Source organism: Thermoanaerobacter sp. RKWS2, assembly GCF_026240795.1.
Taxonomy (GTDB): Bacteria; Bacillota; Thermoanaerobacteria; order Thermoanaerobacterales; family Thermoanaerobacteraceae; genus Thermoanaerobacter; species Thermoanaerobacter ethanolicus.
Genome location: NZ_CP110888.1, coordinates 1,591,565 through 1,606,951, shown reverse-complemented (window position 1 = coordinate 1,606,951; position 15,387 = coordinate 1,591,565). Strand labels below are relative to the sequence as shown.

Genomic DNA, 15,387 nt, shown 5'->3' with positions numbered 1-15,387 from the left:
GTACCTCCTGATAAAATACAGAGTGTAAGTTCTAGAACTTACCTCGAATTATCAAAATAAACAGGAGGTACCTAAAATGAAGTATACACAAAATGAAAAGATTTTGCAAGTAACAGAAGACACATTAATTGCGGGAGTAGACATAGCAAAAGAAAGCCATTATGCCAGAGCATTTGACTACAGAGGAGTAGAATATGGGAAATACCTAAGATTTGAAAACAATAGAGAAGGTATGACAAAATTTTTTAGATGGGCAAAAGACTTGATGGAGAGACATAAGAAAAACAAACTAATAGTAGGGATAGAACCGACAGGGCAATATTGGCTATGTTTTGCCCAATACCTTAAAGACAATAACATAAAGGTAGTATTGGTTAATCCATTTCATGTAAAGAGGAGCAAAGAATTAGATGACAATTCTCCCACAAAAAGCGATAAAAAAGACCCAAAAACAATAGCAATGCTAGTAAAAGACGGGAGATATGTAGAGCCGACAATACCTGAAGGAGTATATGCAGAATTAAGGGTAGCGATGGACATAAAAGACAGGTTGAACAAACAAATAGGGATGACAAAAAATCAAATAACAAGATGGATGGACATATACTTTCCGAAGTTTAACACCGTATTTTCAGACTGGGAAGGGAAAGCAGCACTTATCACATTAAGAGAATTTCCAACGCCTGAGAAGATAGCAAAAAAGAGTGCTGAAGAAATAATATCGATATGGAAGAAAGAAGTACAAAGAGGGGTAGGAGAAAAAAGGGCTATAAAGCTGATAGAAACTGCTAAGGAGAGCATAGGGAAGAAGCAGGGCATAAAGATGGCGGAATACGAGATAAAGACTCTCATTGAACAATACGAATTTCTCAAAAAACAAATTGAAGAAATAGAGAAGAAGATAGAAGAATTAATGGTTGAGATACCAGGGGTTAAAGAACTACTAGAAATCAAAGGGATAGGAGTAAATACAGTAGCAGGTTTTATTGCAGAAGTAGGAGATATTGAAAAATATGAACATCCAAAACAGATACAAAAACTAGGAGGATTAAACCTAGTAGGAAATAGCTCTGGTAAGTATAAAGGAGAAACGACAATAAGTAAAAGGGGGAGGAAACGATTGAGGAGAGTACTATTTACTGCAGTAATGGCCTTGGTTGCAAAAAACGAAGAGTTTCGTGAACTTCACAAATATTACACTACCAGAGCGCAAAACCCGTTAAAAAAGAAGCAATCACTAATAGTATTGTGCAACAAACTGATAAGGATATTTTATGTCATATTAAAGAAAGGAGTAAAATATGACCCAATCAAGATGATAAAGGACATAAAGAGGCCACTATTACAGGAAGCTGCATAAAAAGTGCCAACATACTATCAAATCAATTAAGGGTTAATCATCTTCTCTTCAGCTTTAACTTGCTCACATCTAAAAAGCTGACCCTTAAGAAGAATTAATTTTTAGGGAAAACGAAAGTGTGAACGACGTGACATAAAAGGTAAAGTAAGGAATAAAACAAAAACAACTAGTCAAGATGGTATATTGACAACAAGAGCGGGAATTGTCATAAAAAATAATCACCATACGGGCAAAGACCCTGCAATGGAGCAGAAATGACATCCACCTCATGGCAGGTAGAACGAAGGAATTAAGGACGGAGATCCAGTGAGACATGGGAGGGTAAACCCCATGAGATAAGTGGAGTTATCCCGCCATAATATGGAAATAGGATATGAGGTTTATTAAACTTACCTATTTAATGGTTAGATAAGTAAGAAATGATAATATAAGCCATGAGATGCTCTTGTTGTGATGAGAAAATTAAAGAAAAACTAAGATATTAAGAGAAAATAAAAGATAATAGAGGGAGGGTGAATAATATGTTTTGGGATACTACAATAATACTTTTAATACCTGCTTTAATATTTGCTATGTATGCACAAGCTAAGGTGCAGAGCACTTTTAGCAAGTATGCTCACGTCAGAAATAGATATGGATATACCGCAGAGGAAGTAGCGAGAAAGATATTGGATAGTATGGGGCTTTATGATGTTAGAATTGAAAGGATACCGGGCAATTTGACTGACCATTATGATCCAAGAGCAAAAGTTTTAAGACTTTCTGAATCTGTTTATGGGAGTGAATCTATAGCTGCAATAGGAGTAGCTGCCCATGAAGCAGGGCATGCGATACAACACGCAAAAGGCTATGTGCCTTTGACTGTAAGAAACAGTCTTGTTCCTGTAGCTAATTTAGGGGCTAATTTAGCTTGGCCTTTAGTAATTTTGGGATTTTTCATGGGTGCTCCTGGATTACATTTGATAAATATAGGTATACTTCTTTTTAGTGCAGCAGTGCTTTTTCAGGTTATTACTTTGCCTGTAGAATTTGATGCAAGCAATAGAGCAATAGCGCTTCTTCAATCAAATGCGCTTTTTACAAGAGAAGATATTGAACCCGCTCGGAAGGTTTTACAAGCTGCTGCTTTGACTTATGTAGCTGCAGCATTAGTTTCTATTATGCAGCTTTTAAGATTGATTATTATAAGAAATAGCAGAGAGTAAAGGAGAAAAATACAATAAATGAAACCAAGAGAAATAGCGTATAAAATACTTCAAGAAGTGTTGTCAAAAGAAGCTTATGCGAATATTTCCTTTAATAAGCATTTAAGAAGTCAAGAATTAAAAGAAATAGATAGAGGTTTTACTAAAGAGTTGGTATTTGGTGTTATTGAAAGAAAGTACACATTAGATTTTATACTTTCTTTTTTTGTAAAGAAGGCTCCGGATTTAAAAACCATGATTTTTCTTGAAATGGGATTATACCAGCTTTTGTACATGGACAAAGTTCCTTCTTATGCAGCTATAAATGAGACAGTTAATATAGCTAAAAAAGTATTAGGGATAAAGAGAGCAAATTTTATAAATGCAGTTTTAAGAAACTATGAGAGAGAAAAAGAAAAAGTAATTTTCCCTGATAAAGAGAGGGATTTAAAGCAATATTTGAAGGTAACATATTCTTATCCTGATTGGATTGTGGAAAGATTACTAAATAATTATGATGAAGAGAAGGCAGAGGCGCTTTTAAAAAGTTTAAATGAAAGGCCTGAAATTTGCTACAGGGTTAATACTCTAAAGATTGATATTGAAGATTTGAAAAGGCTATTAGATTCTGACGCTATTGTTTATAAAAAAGGTTATTATCTAGAAGAAGCACTGTATATAGATATTAAAAACCCTGAAAGGCATCAATTGTACAAAGAAGGGCTTATTTACATTCAGGATGAGGCTTCTATGTTGGTTTCTAAAACTTTAAATCCTAAAGAAGGAGACACAGTATTAGATGTGTGTGCTGCTCCTGGTGGTAAAACGACTCATATAGCACAATTGATGAAAAATAGTGGTGAAGTTATCGCTTTTGATTTGCATCCTCATAGATTAGAGTTGATAAAAGAAAATTGTAAAAGATTAGGAATTACAAACGTAAAAACTGAAGTCTTTGACTCTACTTTTGTCAATGAAAAGTATTTGGAAAAGGTTGATAAAGTCTTAGCAGATGTTCCTTGTACAGGTATCGGTATAATCAGAAAAAAACCCGATATTAAGTTAAAGAATTATACGAGAAAAGAAATTTCAGAATTAATTGAAGCTCAATATAAAATATTAGACTCCAGTTCAAAATATGTAAAAAAAGGTGGATTTTTGGTGTATAGTACCTGCACTATAGGAAAGGAAGAAAATCAAAATGTAATAATGAAATTTTTAAAAGAACACCCTGATTTTAAATTGGTTGATATAAAAGCTGAGATGCCAAGTGGATTAAGCATTGAAACTGATTCTTTAGGATATGTACAAACTACACCTTTAGAACATGAAATTGATGGCTTTTTTATAAGTAAGTTGAAAAGAATAAAATAGTGGAGGTATTTTAAGTTGTACAATTTAAAGGATATGACCTTGGAAGAAATGGAAGAATTTTTTGTAAATATTGGAGAGAGTAGATATAGAGCTAAGCAGATTTACAAGTGGATTTACGACAAAAAAATTACAGATTTTGACGAAATGACAGATATCTCTAAGAATTTGCGCTCAAAATTAAAAGAAATTGCATATATTTCACAACTGAAAATTGAAGCGAGAAGGGTTTCTGAAGTAGATGATACGGTGAAATACCTTTTTTTGCTGGAAGACAACAATATTATTGAAGGAGTTGCTATAAAATACAGGTTTGGAAATACTGCTTGTGTTTCTACTCAAGTAGGGTGCAATATGAGATGTAGCTTTTGTGCTTCTGCTATTGGAGGTAAAGTTAGAGATTTGAAAGCTTCAGAGATGGTAGACCAAGTTATTGCTATAGACGGCGACTATGGCAAGATTTCTAATATTGTTTTGATGGGAAGTGGGGAACCTTTTGACAATTATGATGAAGTGATGAAATTTATAAAAATAGTGAATAACCCCCACGGTTTAGGAATAGGCGGCAGGCATATAACTATATCTACTTGTGGAATAGTTCCTAAAATTTATCAATTTGCAGATGAAAAACTACAGGTTAATTTATCTATTTCATTACATGCTCCTAATGATGAATTGAGAACTCAACTAATGCCAATAAATAAGGCTTATCCATTAGAGGAATTGATGAAAGCTTGTAAGTATTATGTAGAAAAAACAAGGCGCAGGATAACTTTTGAGTATTCTTTAATTGAAGGAGTAAATGATAAAAAAGAACATGCGTATCAATTGGTTGATTTATTAAAAGGGATGTTGTGCCATGTCAATTTGATACCTATTAATTATGTAAAAGAAATAGGCTTTAAAAAGGCAAACAATGAAAAAGTTATGATGTTTAAAAAAATTATTGAAGATGCAGGGATATCATGTACGGTGAGAAGGGAATTGGGAAGCGATATTGAAGCTGCCTGTGGACAGCTGAGGAGAAAGTATTTAAAGGAAAGGTAGGGTTTTTATGATTGTAGCTGCCCTAACTGATATTGGCAATGTGAGAGAAAAAAATGAAGATTATTATTATGCCTCAGAGGAAAAAGATTTGCCACTGTTTATTGTAGCAGATGGAATGGGAGGCCATAATGGGGGTGAAGTTGCAAGTAAGTCTGCAATTGAAGCCATTGTTGATTATTTTAAAAAGAATTATTTTAAACTACATGATAAAGAAATTTTCTCTATAGAAGGTTTTATAGAGAAATCAATTAAATATGCTAATAAAGTTGTTTATTCTCAAGCCTATTCAGAATGTGAATTAACTGGGATGGGTACTACCCTTACTTTGTTATTTTTTGAAAAAAATCATTTTTTTATAGGACATATTGGAGACAGTAGGGCTTATTTAATAAGAGATAACCACATAAAACAAATTACAGAAGACCATTCATTTGTAGAAGAACTTGTAAAAATGGGTAAAATAACTCATGAAGAAGCCCGAGTTCATCCTCAAAAAAATATAATAACCAGGGCTTTGGGAGTTGATGAGGATGTAAAAGTAGATATATTTCATGACACTGTTATGCCAGAAGATATTTTGCTTTTATGCACAGATGGGCTTACTAATTTGGTGACAGACCAACAAATTTTAGATGAATTTACTAAGAATGAAGATATAAATACCTCTTGTGTTAATTTGGTAAATCTTGCAAAGGCTAACGGTGGATATGATAACATAACTCTTATTGCTGTTAAGGAGGTGACATCATGATTGGACGTATATTAGGTAACCGCTATGAAATATTAGAGAAAATTGGCGAAGGCGGAATGGCTAAAGTTTACAAAGCAAAGTGTCATCTCCTTAACAGAATAGTGGCAATCAAGATTTTGAGGCCTGAATTTGCAGCAGATGAGGATTTTGTAAAAAAATTTAGAAGAGAATCTCAGGCAGCGGCAAGTCTTTCTCACCCTAATATAGTGAGTATATACGATGTTGGGCAAGAAGGGGATATTTACTACATTGTGATGGAATATGTAAAGGGACGTACTTTAAAAAAGCTTATAAGTGAAAATGGTGGGCCATTAGAGGTAGGTAGAGCGATAGAAATAGCACGACAAGTTTGCAAGGCATTGGACCATGCCCATAGGAATCGCATTATTCACAGAGATATAAAACCTCAAAATATTCTTGTTACTGATGACGATGTGGTGAAAGTTACTGATTTTGGAATTGCACGAGCTGCTAATGGTTCTACTATAACTTACACTGGAGATGTAGTAGGGACTGCTTATTATTTTTCGCCTGAACAGGCAAGGGGTGGAATAGTAGATGAAAGGACGGATATTTACTCTTTAGGAATCGTCCTTTATGAAATGTTAACGGGAAAAGTGCCTTTTGAGGGCGATAGTCCTATTTCTGTTGCTTTAAAACACATTCAAGAAGATATAATCCCCCCTTCAAAGCTAAATGACAAAGTGCCGAAAGAATTAGATCAAATAGTTTTAAAAGCTACTCAAAAGGATGTAAATCTAAGGTATCAAACTGCAGCAGATTTTCTTAAGGACTTAGACACTTTTTTGCGAAACCCTAAAGAACTAAATTTCAAAGAAGAAGAAATCACAAAAACACGAGTGATTCCTTCTAAAGATGTAGAGGAGTTAAAGAGAGCGGCACAAAGGAAGGAAAAAGAAAAGAAAAGGAGAAATGTCATAAAAAGAATAGCAACTGTTTTATTAATTCTCTTGCTACTGGCTTCTTTAGCTTATGGTACGATGTATGTCCTCAATAACTTTTTCAAAGTAAGCGATGTGGTAGTTCCAAATGTGGTGGGTTCGTCATTAAATCAGGCAAGTAAAATTTTGTCAGACCATAATTTAAAAATGGAGATAAGTGAAGAGCGGTATAGCGATAAACCTGAAAATACTATTTTATCTCAAGACCCTCCACAAGGGAGCGTAGTAAAAGCTGGAAGTACGGTCTATGTGGTGATTAGTAAAGGTAAGCAAGTTGTTGTGGTGCCTAATGTGATAAATAAAGATTATTTAGAGGCTAAAAATATTCTTGAGAATATGGGCCTCAAAGCAAATATTATAGAACAATATAATGACCAGTTTCCTAAAGAGTATGTTTTTGACCAAAATCCAAGACAGGGAGTACAGGTAGAATATAACACAGTGATTGATCTGTATGTTAGCAAAGGTCCACAGCCTGCAATAATGCCTAACGTAGTTAATATGACATTGGAGGAAGCGACAACTGCCTTAGAAAATGCTGGTTTAAAATTAGGTAAAGTCATTTATAAAGAGACAACTGATGTACCAGAAAACATTGTGTTAGAGCAAAGTGTTCCTCCAAATAGTGAGGTTCAAAAGGGAAGTCCGATAGATTTAATTGTTAGCAAGATGCCTCAAGATTCTTTACAACAACAAACTAAAAATGTTATTATTAAATTGCCTGACAAACCGGGTACTATGAAAGTGGATGTGTATGTAATACAAAACGGACAAAAGAATCTAGTATATTCTGCCGAGCACACTTATCAAGACAGTCCACTTACAGTGCCTGTTACGGCATATAAAGGTAAAGCTACGCTTGAGGTGGATATAGATGGACAGGTATATAGTACAGTGGAGGCGAGATTTTAATTGACAAGGATTGAAGGAAGAATTGTACGAGGGATAGCTGGATTTTATTACGTAGCTACAGAGCACGGCATTGTAGAATGCCGTGCTCGTGGAAAGTTTAGAAAAGATAATATTACTCCCTTAGTAGGTGACATTGTAGAAATTCAAATGATAAACGATAGTGAGGGGTATATTCTAAACATTTTACCACGAAAAAATGAACTTACAAGGCCTCCAGTAGCTAATGTAGACCAAGCGATAATAGTATTTGCTATTGTCAGGCCAGAGCTTAATCGAGTTTTGCTAGATAAAATGATTGTTTTAGCAGAGAGCAATGATATTGAACCTGTAATTTGTATCAATAAGGTGGATTTAAAAGAGGATAGAGAGGCTTTTGATTTGGTGACTATTTATCAGAAAATAGGATATAAAGCAGTGGCTACTTCTACAGTTACAAAAGAAGGAATTGAGGAATTAAAATCTTATTTAAAGGACAATGTTTCATTTTTTGCAGGCCCTTCTGGAGTTGGGAAATCCTCTTTGATTAATTCTATTCAGTCAAATATAAAATTAAAGACAGGGGAAGTCAGTGAAAAGCTTTTAAGAGGCAGACACACTACAAGAAGTGTAGAACTTTTATCTCTTGATTTTGGAGGGTATGTTTTAGATACGCCAGGTTTTACTGCTTTAACGTTGGATATTGCTAAGGAAGACTTACGGTATTATTTTAAAGAATTTTTAGAGCTTCAAAAGGGATGCAAGTTTTCTTCTTGTCTTCATGTAAATGAGCCAGATTGTAATGTTATAAAGGCTGTGGAAGAGGGATTAATAGATAAAAACAGATATTTGAGTTATCTTTCTCTGCTAAAAGAATTAAAGGAAAAAGAGAAGAGGAGGTACTAAAAATTGAAAATAGCTCCTTCAATATTATCTGCAAATTTTGCGAATTTATTAGAAGATGTAAAAAAAATAGAAAAAGATGCTGACCTTTTACATATTGATGTAATGGATGGCCATTTTGTTCCAAATATCACCATTGGACCAGTAGTTGTAAAGTCTCTTAGAAAATTTTTTTCTCTTCCTTTTGATGTCCATTTGATGATTGAAAATCCGGATTTGTACATAGAGGAGTTTGCAAATTCAGGAGCGGATATTATAACTGTCCACCAAGAGGCTTGTATACACTTACATAGGACAATACAAAAAATAAAAGGCTACGGCAAAAAAGCTGGGGTTTCTTTAAATCCAGCTACCTCCTTAGAGACTTTAAAATATATATTGCAAGATGTTGATATGGTGTTGATTATGACAGTAAACCCCGGCTTTGGAGGACAAAAGTTTATAGACTCAATGCTTAAGAAAATTGAGGAGTTAAATAAACTTAGAGAAACTTTGAAGCTAGATTTTAAGATTGAAGTAGATGGGGGAATAAATATTCATAATGTGAAAGAAGTTGTTAGAGCAGGAGCTGACATAATTGTAGCTGGTTCTGCAATTTTTGATTCTTCAAATCCTGCCCAAACTATAAAAGAATTTAGAGAGGCAATAGAAAAATGAAAGTTTTAATTATTTCTAATGGAGATATAAAAGATTATAATTTTTATGAAAAGCTATTAAAGGATGTAGATATGGTAATATGTGCAGATGGTGGAGCGAATCATGCTTACCAAATGAAGATAAAACCAGACCTTATAATAGGAGATTTTGATTCAATAAAAGAAGAAATTTTAGAGTTTTATGAGAATGAAGGGGTAAGAATAGAAAAGTTTCCTCCTATGAAGGATGAGACAGATACGCAACTGGCAATGTTAAAAGCGATAGAATTAGGTGCAAAAGAAATCACTTTTATAGGAGTAATTGGTGAAAGGCTTGACCATTCTTATGCAAATCTTTCACTTTTACTCTATCTACTAAATCGCAATATTAAGGGTAAAATTGTAAATGAAATGAATGAAATATATTTGATTAATAAATTTATAGAGGTTGAGGGTAAAAAAGGAGAACTTTTATCTTTACTGCCTTATTCAAAGGAAGTAAAGGGAATATACACTAAAGGCTTGTTTTATGGTCTTTCAGGGCAAAGTATGGATTTAGAGATGCCTTACGGTATAAGTAATGTTTTTACAGAGGATAAAGCCACTATAGAAATAGAAGAAGGACTTTTATTAGTGATAAAGCCAAGAGAATAGTTTCAAAATCCCCTTCCAATGAATAGTATATAGTAACTAAAGAGGGAAGGGGTGTTTTTATGGATAAATTTTTTTATAAGCTGAAGCGATTAAATAGGCAATTGAATTATTCGCTGGGATATATATTGATGGCTTTGGGTGTATTGATATTTGTTATGTATATTCCTGCCTGGTTGTGGATGATTTTTTTAGGAATTTTTCTTGTAATAGCCGGTTATTATGTAAACATATATTTTAAGTGAAAAAATAAAAAAGCGTGCAAAAATGCACGTCTTTCTTTATAATGCTCTTTGCACTTTTCCTGCTTTTAAGCATTTTGTACATACATGGAGTCTAACAGGAGTACCATCTACTATAGCTCTTACTTTTTTTATGTTAGGTTTCCACTTTCTTATAGATTTTCTGTGGGAGTGGCTATATTGATAGCCTGCTAAAGGCCCTTTTCCACAAATATCGCACTTAAGCATAGTTGCACCTCCTTTGAAAGACAATAATATTTTATCAAAAAATAATTACCTACACAATAGAGAAATTAACACAACGATATTATTTTATCATCATCTTTTGTAAATGTAAATACCTTTACAATAAAGCAGGTGTAAAATTTTAATAGGTGAGTAATATAGCAGACATTTTGTTTAAGCTTCTCCGGTGACATTGCAGGCTAGTTGATGTTATTGAAATATTCAGGTAAAATATAAATTAAGATTGATTTGGAGGGATATTAATGATTCAAATAAAAAACAAATATGGAGTAATAAATATCTCAAATGATGCAATTGCTGCTATAACCAGTAGAGCGGTAGCGGAGTGTTATGGGATAGTAGGCTTGGGGAGGAGAGGAGCAAATGGATTAATAGAAATATTTAAAACAGAAAATTCAGGGAGAGGAGTCAAAGTTTTAGCTACAGAAGATGGTGTAGCACTGGAAGTTTATATAGTTGTCCTATACGGTGTAAATATAAAAACTGTTTCAGCGAATGCTATTGAAAAAGTGAAATATGCTGTAGAGAAATTTGTAGGAGTAAAAGTGGAAAATGTAATAATAAATGTTCAGGGAATTAAAGTTGATAATTGAGGAGGAAGTTATGTTGAAGTACTTAGATGGAAAAACTTTAAAGAACATGATGATTGCAAGCTCTAATTATCTTTTTAACAATAAAGGAGAAGTTGATAAACTTAATGTTTTTCCTGTTCCGGATGGTGACACTGGCTCTAATATGGCGTATACAATGCAATACGCTGCTAAAGAGTTAGAAAAATCACAAGATACGATAAAAGACGTTTTAGATGCTATTTCTAAAGGCACCTTGATGGGGGCAAAAGGTAATTCTGGAGTTATTTTGTCCCAGATTTTTAGAGGCTTTTCTAAACGACTTGGAGATACAAAAAAGATAACTCCTTGTGATTTTGCAGAAGGCTTGAAAGCTGGTGTAGAGGTAGCTTATAAAGCAGTTATGAGACCTGTAGAAGGTACTATTCTCACAGTATGTAGGGAAACTGCAGAAGAGGCTGAAAAAATATGTAAACAAGTTGAAAATTTTGAAGAATTCTTCCCGAAGATTATTGAAGCTGCAGAAAAGTCCTTAGAAAACACCCCCAATCTCTTACCAGTTTTAAAAGAGGCTGGAGTAGTTGATTCTGGTGGAATGGGATTTGTGTATGTATTAAAAGGGATGTTTGAAGGGTATAAAGGAAACAAAATTGAGCCGACAGAAGTTTTAGAAGGGATAGTAACAAATAAGCAAGTTGTGGAGGATTTAAGATTTTTATATTGTACAGAAATATTAGTCAAAACAAAAAAGACTTATGCAGAAGCTATTTTAAAAGAGAAATTTGGCAAATTTGGAAATAGTTTGGTGTTAGTTTCAGATGATGACATTTTAAAAGTCCATGTGCATACCAACAATCCCGGATTAGTATTAGAAGAAGGACTTAAAATAGGTGAACTTATAAAAGTAAAAATTGACAATATGAAAATACAACATGAAAGTTTGGTAAGTGAAGAGCGAAAGCCTGAGAAAAAATACGGAGTTTTAGTTGTAGCTAATGGAGAAGGAATTAAAAATCTTTTTTCAGAGCTGGGTTGTGATGTTATTATAAATGGTGGACAAACGATGAATCCTAGTACAAATTACATTCTAGAGGGTATAAAAAAGATAAATGCGGAAAATATTTTAGTTTTTCCTAATAATAAAAATATAATAATGGCTTGCGAACAAGCAAAAGCCTTATCAAATAAGAAAGTAGAAATAATCCCAACAAATAATTTTAATGAAGCTATAACTGCCATTGTAAATATTGATACTGAAAAAAGTTTAGAGGAAAATGTAACTAGAATAAAAGAAATATTAAGTAATATAAAGACAATTGAAGTGACTTATTCAATAAGAGACACGCAAATAAACGGTTTTGAAATCAAAAAAGGAGATGTGTTAGGTTTTATAAATGACAGTCTGGAATCAGTAGGAAAAGATTATAATAAAGTAGCACAAGAATTGATTTATAAAGCTTTAGATGAGGATTCTTCATTAGTTAGCATATATTATGGGGAAGAAATTACAAAAGAAAAAGCGGAGGAATTGAAAAATTCTCTTTCCGTAGAGGCAGATGTGGAAATTTATTTTGGAGGTCAGCCGCTTTACTATTATGTTATATCAATAGAGTAAAGGTGAAATGAAATGCCTTTAAATCTGGATATTCAGTACGTAAAAGGAGTTGGACCTAAAAGGGCAAAACTTCTTAAAAAATTGGGAATAAACACAGTAGAGGACTTATTATTCTATTTTCCCAAAGATTATGAGAATAGAAGCGATATTTTAAAGATTGAGGACCTAAAAGTTGGGGAAAAACAAACTTTTAGAGGTTATATTGCAGGTAGTCCCCGAGAAATAAAGACTTCAAAAGTTATCATAACTAAAGTGCCTGTAAAAGATGGAACAGGTGCAGTAGAATTAGTTTGGTATAATCAACCCTATATAAAGAATAATTTTAAAATTGGTGAAGAATATATAATAAACGGCAAATTGCAATTTAAATATGGGCAGTTAATAGTAGAAAATCCTGTTTTAGAAAAAAGTGAAGATTTTAAATTAAACACTGGAAGGATAGTTCCTATTTATGGGCTTACAGAAGGGTTGACGCAAAATGCTATCAGGAAGATAGTGTTTAATGCGCTTCATGATTATGTACAGGAAGTGGAAGAGTTTTTTGATGAAGAATTTTTATCTGAAAAAGGATTAATGGATATAAAGAACGCACTAATTAATATAAATTTCCCCCAAAATGAGGCATATTTAGAACAAGCAAAATACAGATTTAAATATCAAGAACTTTTTTGCTGCAAATGGCCTTATTTTTAATGAAAAGGTCTGTTAAAGGGAAAAAGGGGATAAAATTTGAAAGAGTAGAGTTAAAGCCTTTTCTCATGGGATTACCCTTTAAATTGACTTCAGCGCAGATAAAAGTTTTAAAAGAAATAATTGCAGATATGAATTCTCACAAAGTGATGAATCGCTTAGTGCAGGGAGATGTGGGCTCTGGTAAAACAGTTGTTGCAGCTTGCAGCATGTACATTGCTGTCAAGAATGGCTATCAAGTGGCAATGATGGCTCCAACGGAGATATTGGCAAAACAGCATTATCATACATTAAAAGAGCTTTTTAGAAATACTGATATAAAAATTGGGCTTTTATCTGGCAGCATTTCACCTTCTAATAAAAAAGAAGTACTAGAAAAAATTAAAAATGGAGATTATGATATTGTAGTAGGGACACATGCACTAATAGAGGATAATGTTATTTTTAACAATTTAGGATTTTGTATAACTGATGAGCAACACCGATTTGGTGTGAGACAAAGGGCGCTTTTGACACAAAAAGGTGAAAATCCCGATGTTTTGGTTATGACAGCTACACCAATTCCTCGTACATTGGCTCTCATTCTTTATGGAGATTTAGATATATCAATAATTGACCAATTACCTCCTGGAAGAAAAAAGTTAAAACCTACGTTATTTCTTCTTCTGTGAGAAAAAAGCCTACGAGTTTGCAATGAAGGAAGTAAAAAAGGGAAGGCAAGTTTATGTAGTTTGTCCACTAATTGAAGAATCGGATAAAATAAATGCGATGTCTGCCGAAATAGTATATAGAGAAATTTATGAAGATGCTTTTAAGGAAGCTAAAGTAGGACTTTTACACGGTAAAATGACTGACAGCGATAAAGAGAAGGTTATGGAAGAGTTTGTAAATGGCAAAATCGATATTTTAGTTTCTACTACAGTAATAGAGGTGGGAGTAAATGTACCTAATGCAACAGTGATGATTGTAGAAAATGCAGAAAGGTTTGGACTTGCACAGCTTCATCAACTTAGAGGTAGAGTTGGCAGGTCAGAATTTCAGTCTTATTGTATTTTGATTAGTTATTCTAATTCTGACATAGCTAAAAAAAGACTGGGAGTTTTAGCTCAAACTTCTGATGGATTTAAAATTGCAGAAAAAGATTTAGAAATAAGAGGACCAGGTGAATTTTTAGGATTAAGACAGCATGGTCTTCCTGAATTTAAAATTGCTAACATTTTTGAAGACATAGATATTTTAAAGACAGTGCAAAAAGATGTAGAAGAGTTACTGGAAAAAGATCCTAAACTTGAAAACCATCCAAAGCTAAAAAGTATTTTACTTAATCAATTTTATCAAAAATTAGAAGGAATAATATTAAATTAGAGAAGGAGAATAGTAGTATGGAAAAGATAGCGATTGTCACAGATAGCTTGTCTGACATACCTGAGGATTTAGTAAAAACTTATGGAATATTTGTAGTTCCTCTGACTATCAGTATTGATGGTGTAAGTTATAAAGATGGTGTAGATATAACAAAAGAAGAATTTTATAGGCTTTTAAGAGAAGGGAAAATGCCTACAACTACTCAAGTTTCACCAGTAGAATTCATGGAGGTTTTTAAGGATTTATTAAAGAGCTATGACTACATCATTGCCATCATTTTGACTTCTAAATTTAGCGGCACTTATCAATCTGCTGTGATTGCCAAGGATATGGTAGACACAAAACGGATTGAAGTTATTGATTCAAGACATTTTACATTAGGAAATGGTATGTTAGTTCTTCAAGCTGCTAAAATGGCAGTTGCAGGGGCTTCTAAGGAGGAAATTGTTGAAAAGGTGTATGATTTAATTCCTAAAATTAGGTATATAATGGCTTTTGATTCTTTAGACTATCTGTACAGAGGAGGACGTCTACCTAAATCACAGGCTTTTATAGGAAATATTTTAAATATAAAGCCTATTTTAATGAATGATGACGGGGAATTAAAAATAGTAGATAAGGTTAGAGGTCAAAAAAAGGTTATTCGCTGGATGATTGATTATATGAAAAATACAGGAGTAGATTTTACAGATAGAGAAGTGGGATTAATTCATACAGATAAAGAAGAATTTTTAAATGAAATAGAAGCCGCCTTAAGAAGTGAGTTAGGAATAACTAAGTTTTTAAGGTCAAGAGCTGGCTGCGGAATAGGTACCCATGCAGGGCCTGATGCGGCAGGAGTGTTTTTTGAGGAAAAATAAATTTTTATTATTTGCCATTTCAATCACTTTTATACATTTTTGAAAACA

Annotated in this window: 14 protein-coding genes and 1 pseudogene; 14 read left to right on the top strand and 1 reads right to left on the bottom strand. The window is 33.3% G+C overall.

Annotated features, from left to right (window positions below; all coding sequences use genetic code 11):
• The first annotated feature begins 76 nt into the window (after nt 1-76).
• The 10 genes from OEI98_RS08540 to OEI98_RS08495 all read left to right on the top strand — a co-directional run bounded on the left by OEI98_RS08540 (nt 77) and on the right by OEI98_RS08495 (nt 9,997).
• On the top strand, nt 77-1,360 hold the full coding sequence (locus OEI98_RS08540; protein WP_266037162.1) for an IS110 family transposase: 1,284 nt from the start codon (nt 77-79) through the stop codon (nt 1,358-1,360).
• A 521-nt stretch (nt 1,361-1,881) separates the two neighbouring features.
• Nucleotides 1,882-2,565, top strand: a complete 684-nt coding sequence (locus OEI98_RS08535) for a zinc metallopeptidase (protein ID WP_004396151.1) — start codon at nt 1,882-1,884, stop codon at nt 2,563-2,565.
• Nucleotides 2,566-2,583: 18 nt separating this feature from the next.
• Nucleotides 2,584-3,918, top strand: coding sequence for a 16S rRNA (cytosine(967)-C(5))-methyltransferase RsmB (gene rsmB / locus OEI98_RS08530; protein ID WP_266037159.1), 1,335 nt, complete (start codon nt 2,584-2,586; stop codon nt 3,916-3,918).
• Between the two features lie 15 nt (nt 3,919-3,933).
• Nucleotides 3,934-4,962, top strand: a complete 1,029-nt coding sequence (gene rlmN / locus OEI98_RS08525; RefSeq protein ID WP_004396152.1) for a 23S rRNA (adenine(2503)-C(2))-methyltransferase RlmN — start codon at nt 3,934-3,936, stop codon at nt 4,960-4,962.
• Nucleotides 4,963-4,969: 7 nt separating this feature from the next.
• On the top strand, nt 4,970-5,713 hold the full coding sequence (locus OEI98_RS08520) for a Stp1/IreP family PP2C-type Ser/Thr phosphatase (RefSeq protein ID WP_004396154.1): 744 nt from the start codon (nt 4,970-4,972) through the stop codon (nt 5,711-5,713).
• Nucleotides 5,710-7,587, top strand: a complete 1,878-nt coding sequence (gene pknB, locus OEI98_RS08515; RefSeq protein ID WP_004396155.1) for a Stk1 family PASTA domain-containing Ser/Thr kinase — start codon at nt 5,710-5,712, stop codon at nt 7,585-7,587. Before OEI98_RS08520 ends, pknB begins: the two co-directional genes overlap by 4 nt.
• Nucleotides 7,588-8,469: a ribosome small subunit-dependent GTPase A gene (rsgA, locus tag OEI98_RS08510; RefSeq protein ID WP_004396156.1), complete on the top strand. Its 882-nt coding sequence runs from the start codon at nt 7,588-7,590 to the stop codon at nt 8,467-8,469.
• 3 nt (nt 8,470-8,472) lie between these two features.
• Nucleotides 8,473-9,123, top strand: a complete 651-nt coding sequence (gene rpe / locus OEI98_RS08505; protein WP_004396157.1) for a ribulose-phosphate 3-epimerase — start codon at nt 8,473-8,475, stop codon at nt 9,121-9,123.
• Nucleotides 9,120-9,755, top strand: a complete 636-nt coding sequence (locus OEI98_RS08500) for a thiamine diphosphokinase (protein WP_004396158.1) — start codon at nt 9,120-9,122, stop codon at nt 9,753-9,755. Before rpe ends, OEI98_RS08500 begins: the two co-directional genes overlap by 4 nt.
• A 59-nt stretch (nt 9,756-9,814) precedes the next feature.
• Nucleotides 9,815-9,997 (top strand): hypothetical protein, encoded by a 183-nt coding sequence (locus OEI98_RS08495; RefSeq protein WP_003869214.1) that lies wholly within the window; start codon nt 9,815-9,817, stop codon nt 9,995-9,997.
• 36 nt (nt 9,998-10,033) lie between these two features.
• Here the strand turns inward: OEI98_RS08495 and rpmB are convergent, their stop codons facing one another.
• Entirely contained in the window at nt 10,034-10,222 is a 189-nt protein-coding gene (gene rpmB / locus OEI98_RS08490; RefSeq protein ID WP_003868220.1) for a 50S ribosomal protein L28, read from the bottom strand.
• A gap of 260 nt (nt 10,223-10,482) precedes the next feature.
• Between rpmB and OEI98_RS08485 the strand changes: the two genes are divergently transcribed.
• From OEI98_RS08485 to OEI98_RS08470, 4 genes and pseudogenes are all read left to right on the top strand, one after another.
• A complete protein-coding gene (locus OEI98_RS08485) occupies nt 10,483-10,833 on the top strand; it encodes an Asp23/Gls24 family envelope stress response protein (protein WP_266037148.1) in 351 nt (116 codons plus the stop codon).
• 10 nt (nt 10,834-10,843) lie between these two features.
• The gene (locus tag OEI98_RS08480) at nt 10,844-12,424 is read left to right on the top strand and encodes a DAK2 domain-containing protein (RefSeq protein WP_266037146.1); all 1,581 of its coding nucleotides are present in this window, start codon (nt 10,844-10,846) and stop codon (nt 12,422-12,424) included.
• Nucleotides 12,425-12,436: 12 nt separating this feature from the next.
• A pseudogene (gene recG, locus OEI98_RS08475) lies at nt 12,437-14,479 on the top strand (ATP-dependent DNA helicase RecG).
• A 17-nt stretch (nt 14,480-14,496) separates the two neighbouring features.
• Nucleotides 14,497-15,339, top strand: a complete 843-nt coding sequence (locus tag OEI98_RS08470) for a DegV family protein (protein ID WP_004396161.1) — start codon at nt 14,497-14,499, stop codon at nt 15,337-15,339.
• The last annotated feature ends 48 nt before the right edge of the window (nt 15,340-15,387 follow it).

Bases quoted from the DNA above. Each gene is read 5' to 3' on its own strand.
- rsmB (WP_266037159.1), top strand. From the start codon at position 2,584: ATGAAACCAAGAGAAATAGCGTATAAAATACTTCAAGAAGTGTTGTCA.
- pknB (WP_004396155.1), top strand. From the start codon at position 5,710: ATGATTGGACGTATATTAGGTAACCGCTATGAAATATTAGAGAAAATT.
- rpmB (WP_003868220.1), bottom strand. From the start codon at position 10,222: ATGCTTAAGTGCGATATTTGTGGAAAAGGGCCTTTAGCAGGCTATCAA.
- OEI98_RS08500 (WP_004396158.1), top strand. From the start codon at position 9,120: ATGAAAGTTTTAATTATTTCTAATGGAGATATAAAAGATTATAATTTT.
- OEI98_RS08495 (WP_003869214.1), top strand. From the start codon at position 9,815: ATGGATAAATTTTTTTATAAGCTGAAGCGATTAAATAGGCAATTGAAT.
- OEI98_RS08535 (WP_004396151.1), top strand. From the start codon at position 1,882: ATGTTTTGGGATACTACAATAATACTTTTAATACCTGCTTTAATATTT.
- OEI98_RS08480 (WP_266037146.1), top strand. From the start codon at position 10,844: ATGTTGAAGTACTTAGATGGAAAAACTTTAAAGAACATGATGATTGCA.
- OEI98_RS08520 (WP_004396154.1), top strand. From the start codon at position 4,970: ATGATTGTAGCTGCCCTAACTGATATTGGCAATGTGAGAGAAAAAAAT.
- OEI98_RS08540 (WP_266037162.1), top strand. From the start codon at position 77: ATGAAGTATACACAAAATGAAAAGATTTTGCAAGTAACAGAAGACACA.
- OEI98_RS08470 (WP_004396161.1), top strand. From the start codon at position 14,497: ATGGAAAAGATAGCGATTGTCACAGATAGCTTGTCTGACATACCTGAG.
- OEI98_RS08485 (WP_266037148.1), top strand. From the start codon at position 10,483: ATGATTCAAATAAAAAACAAATATGGAGTAATAAATATCTCAAATGAT.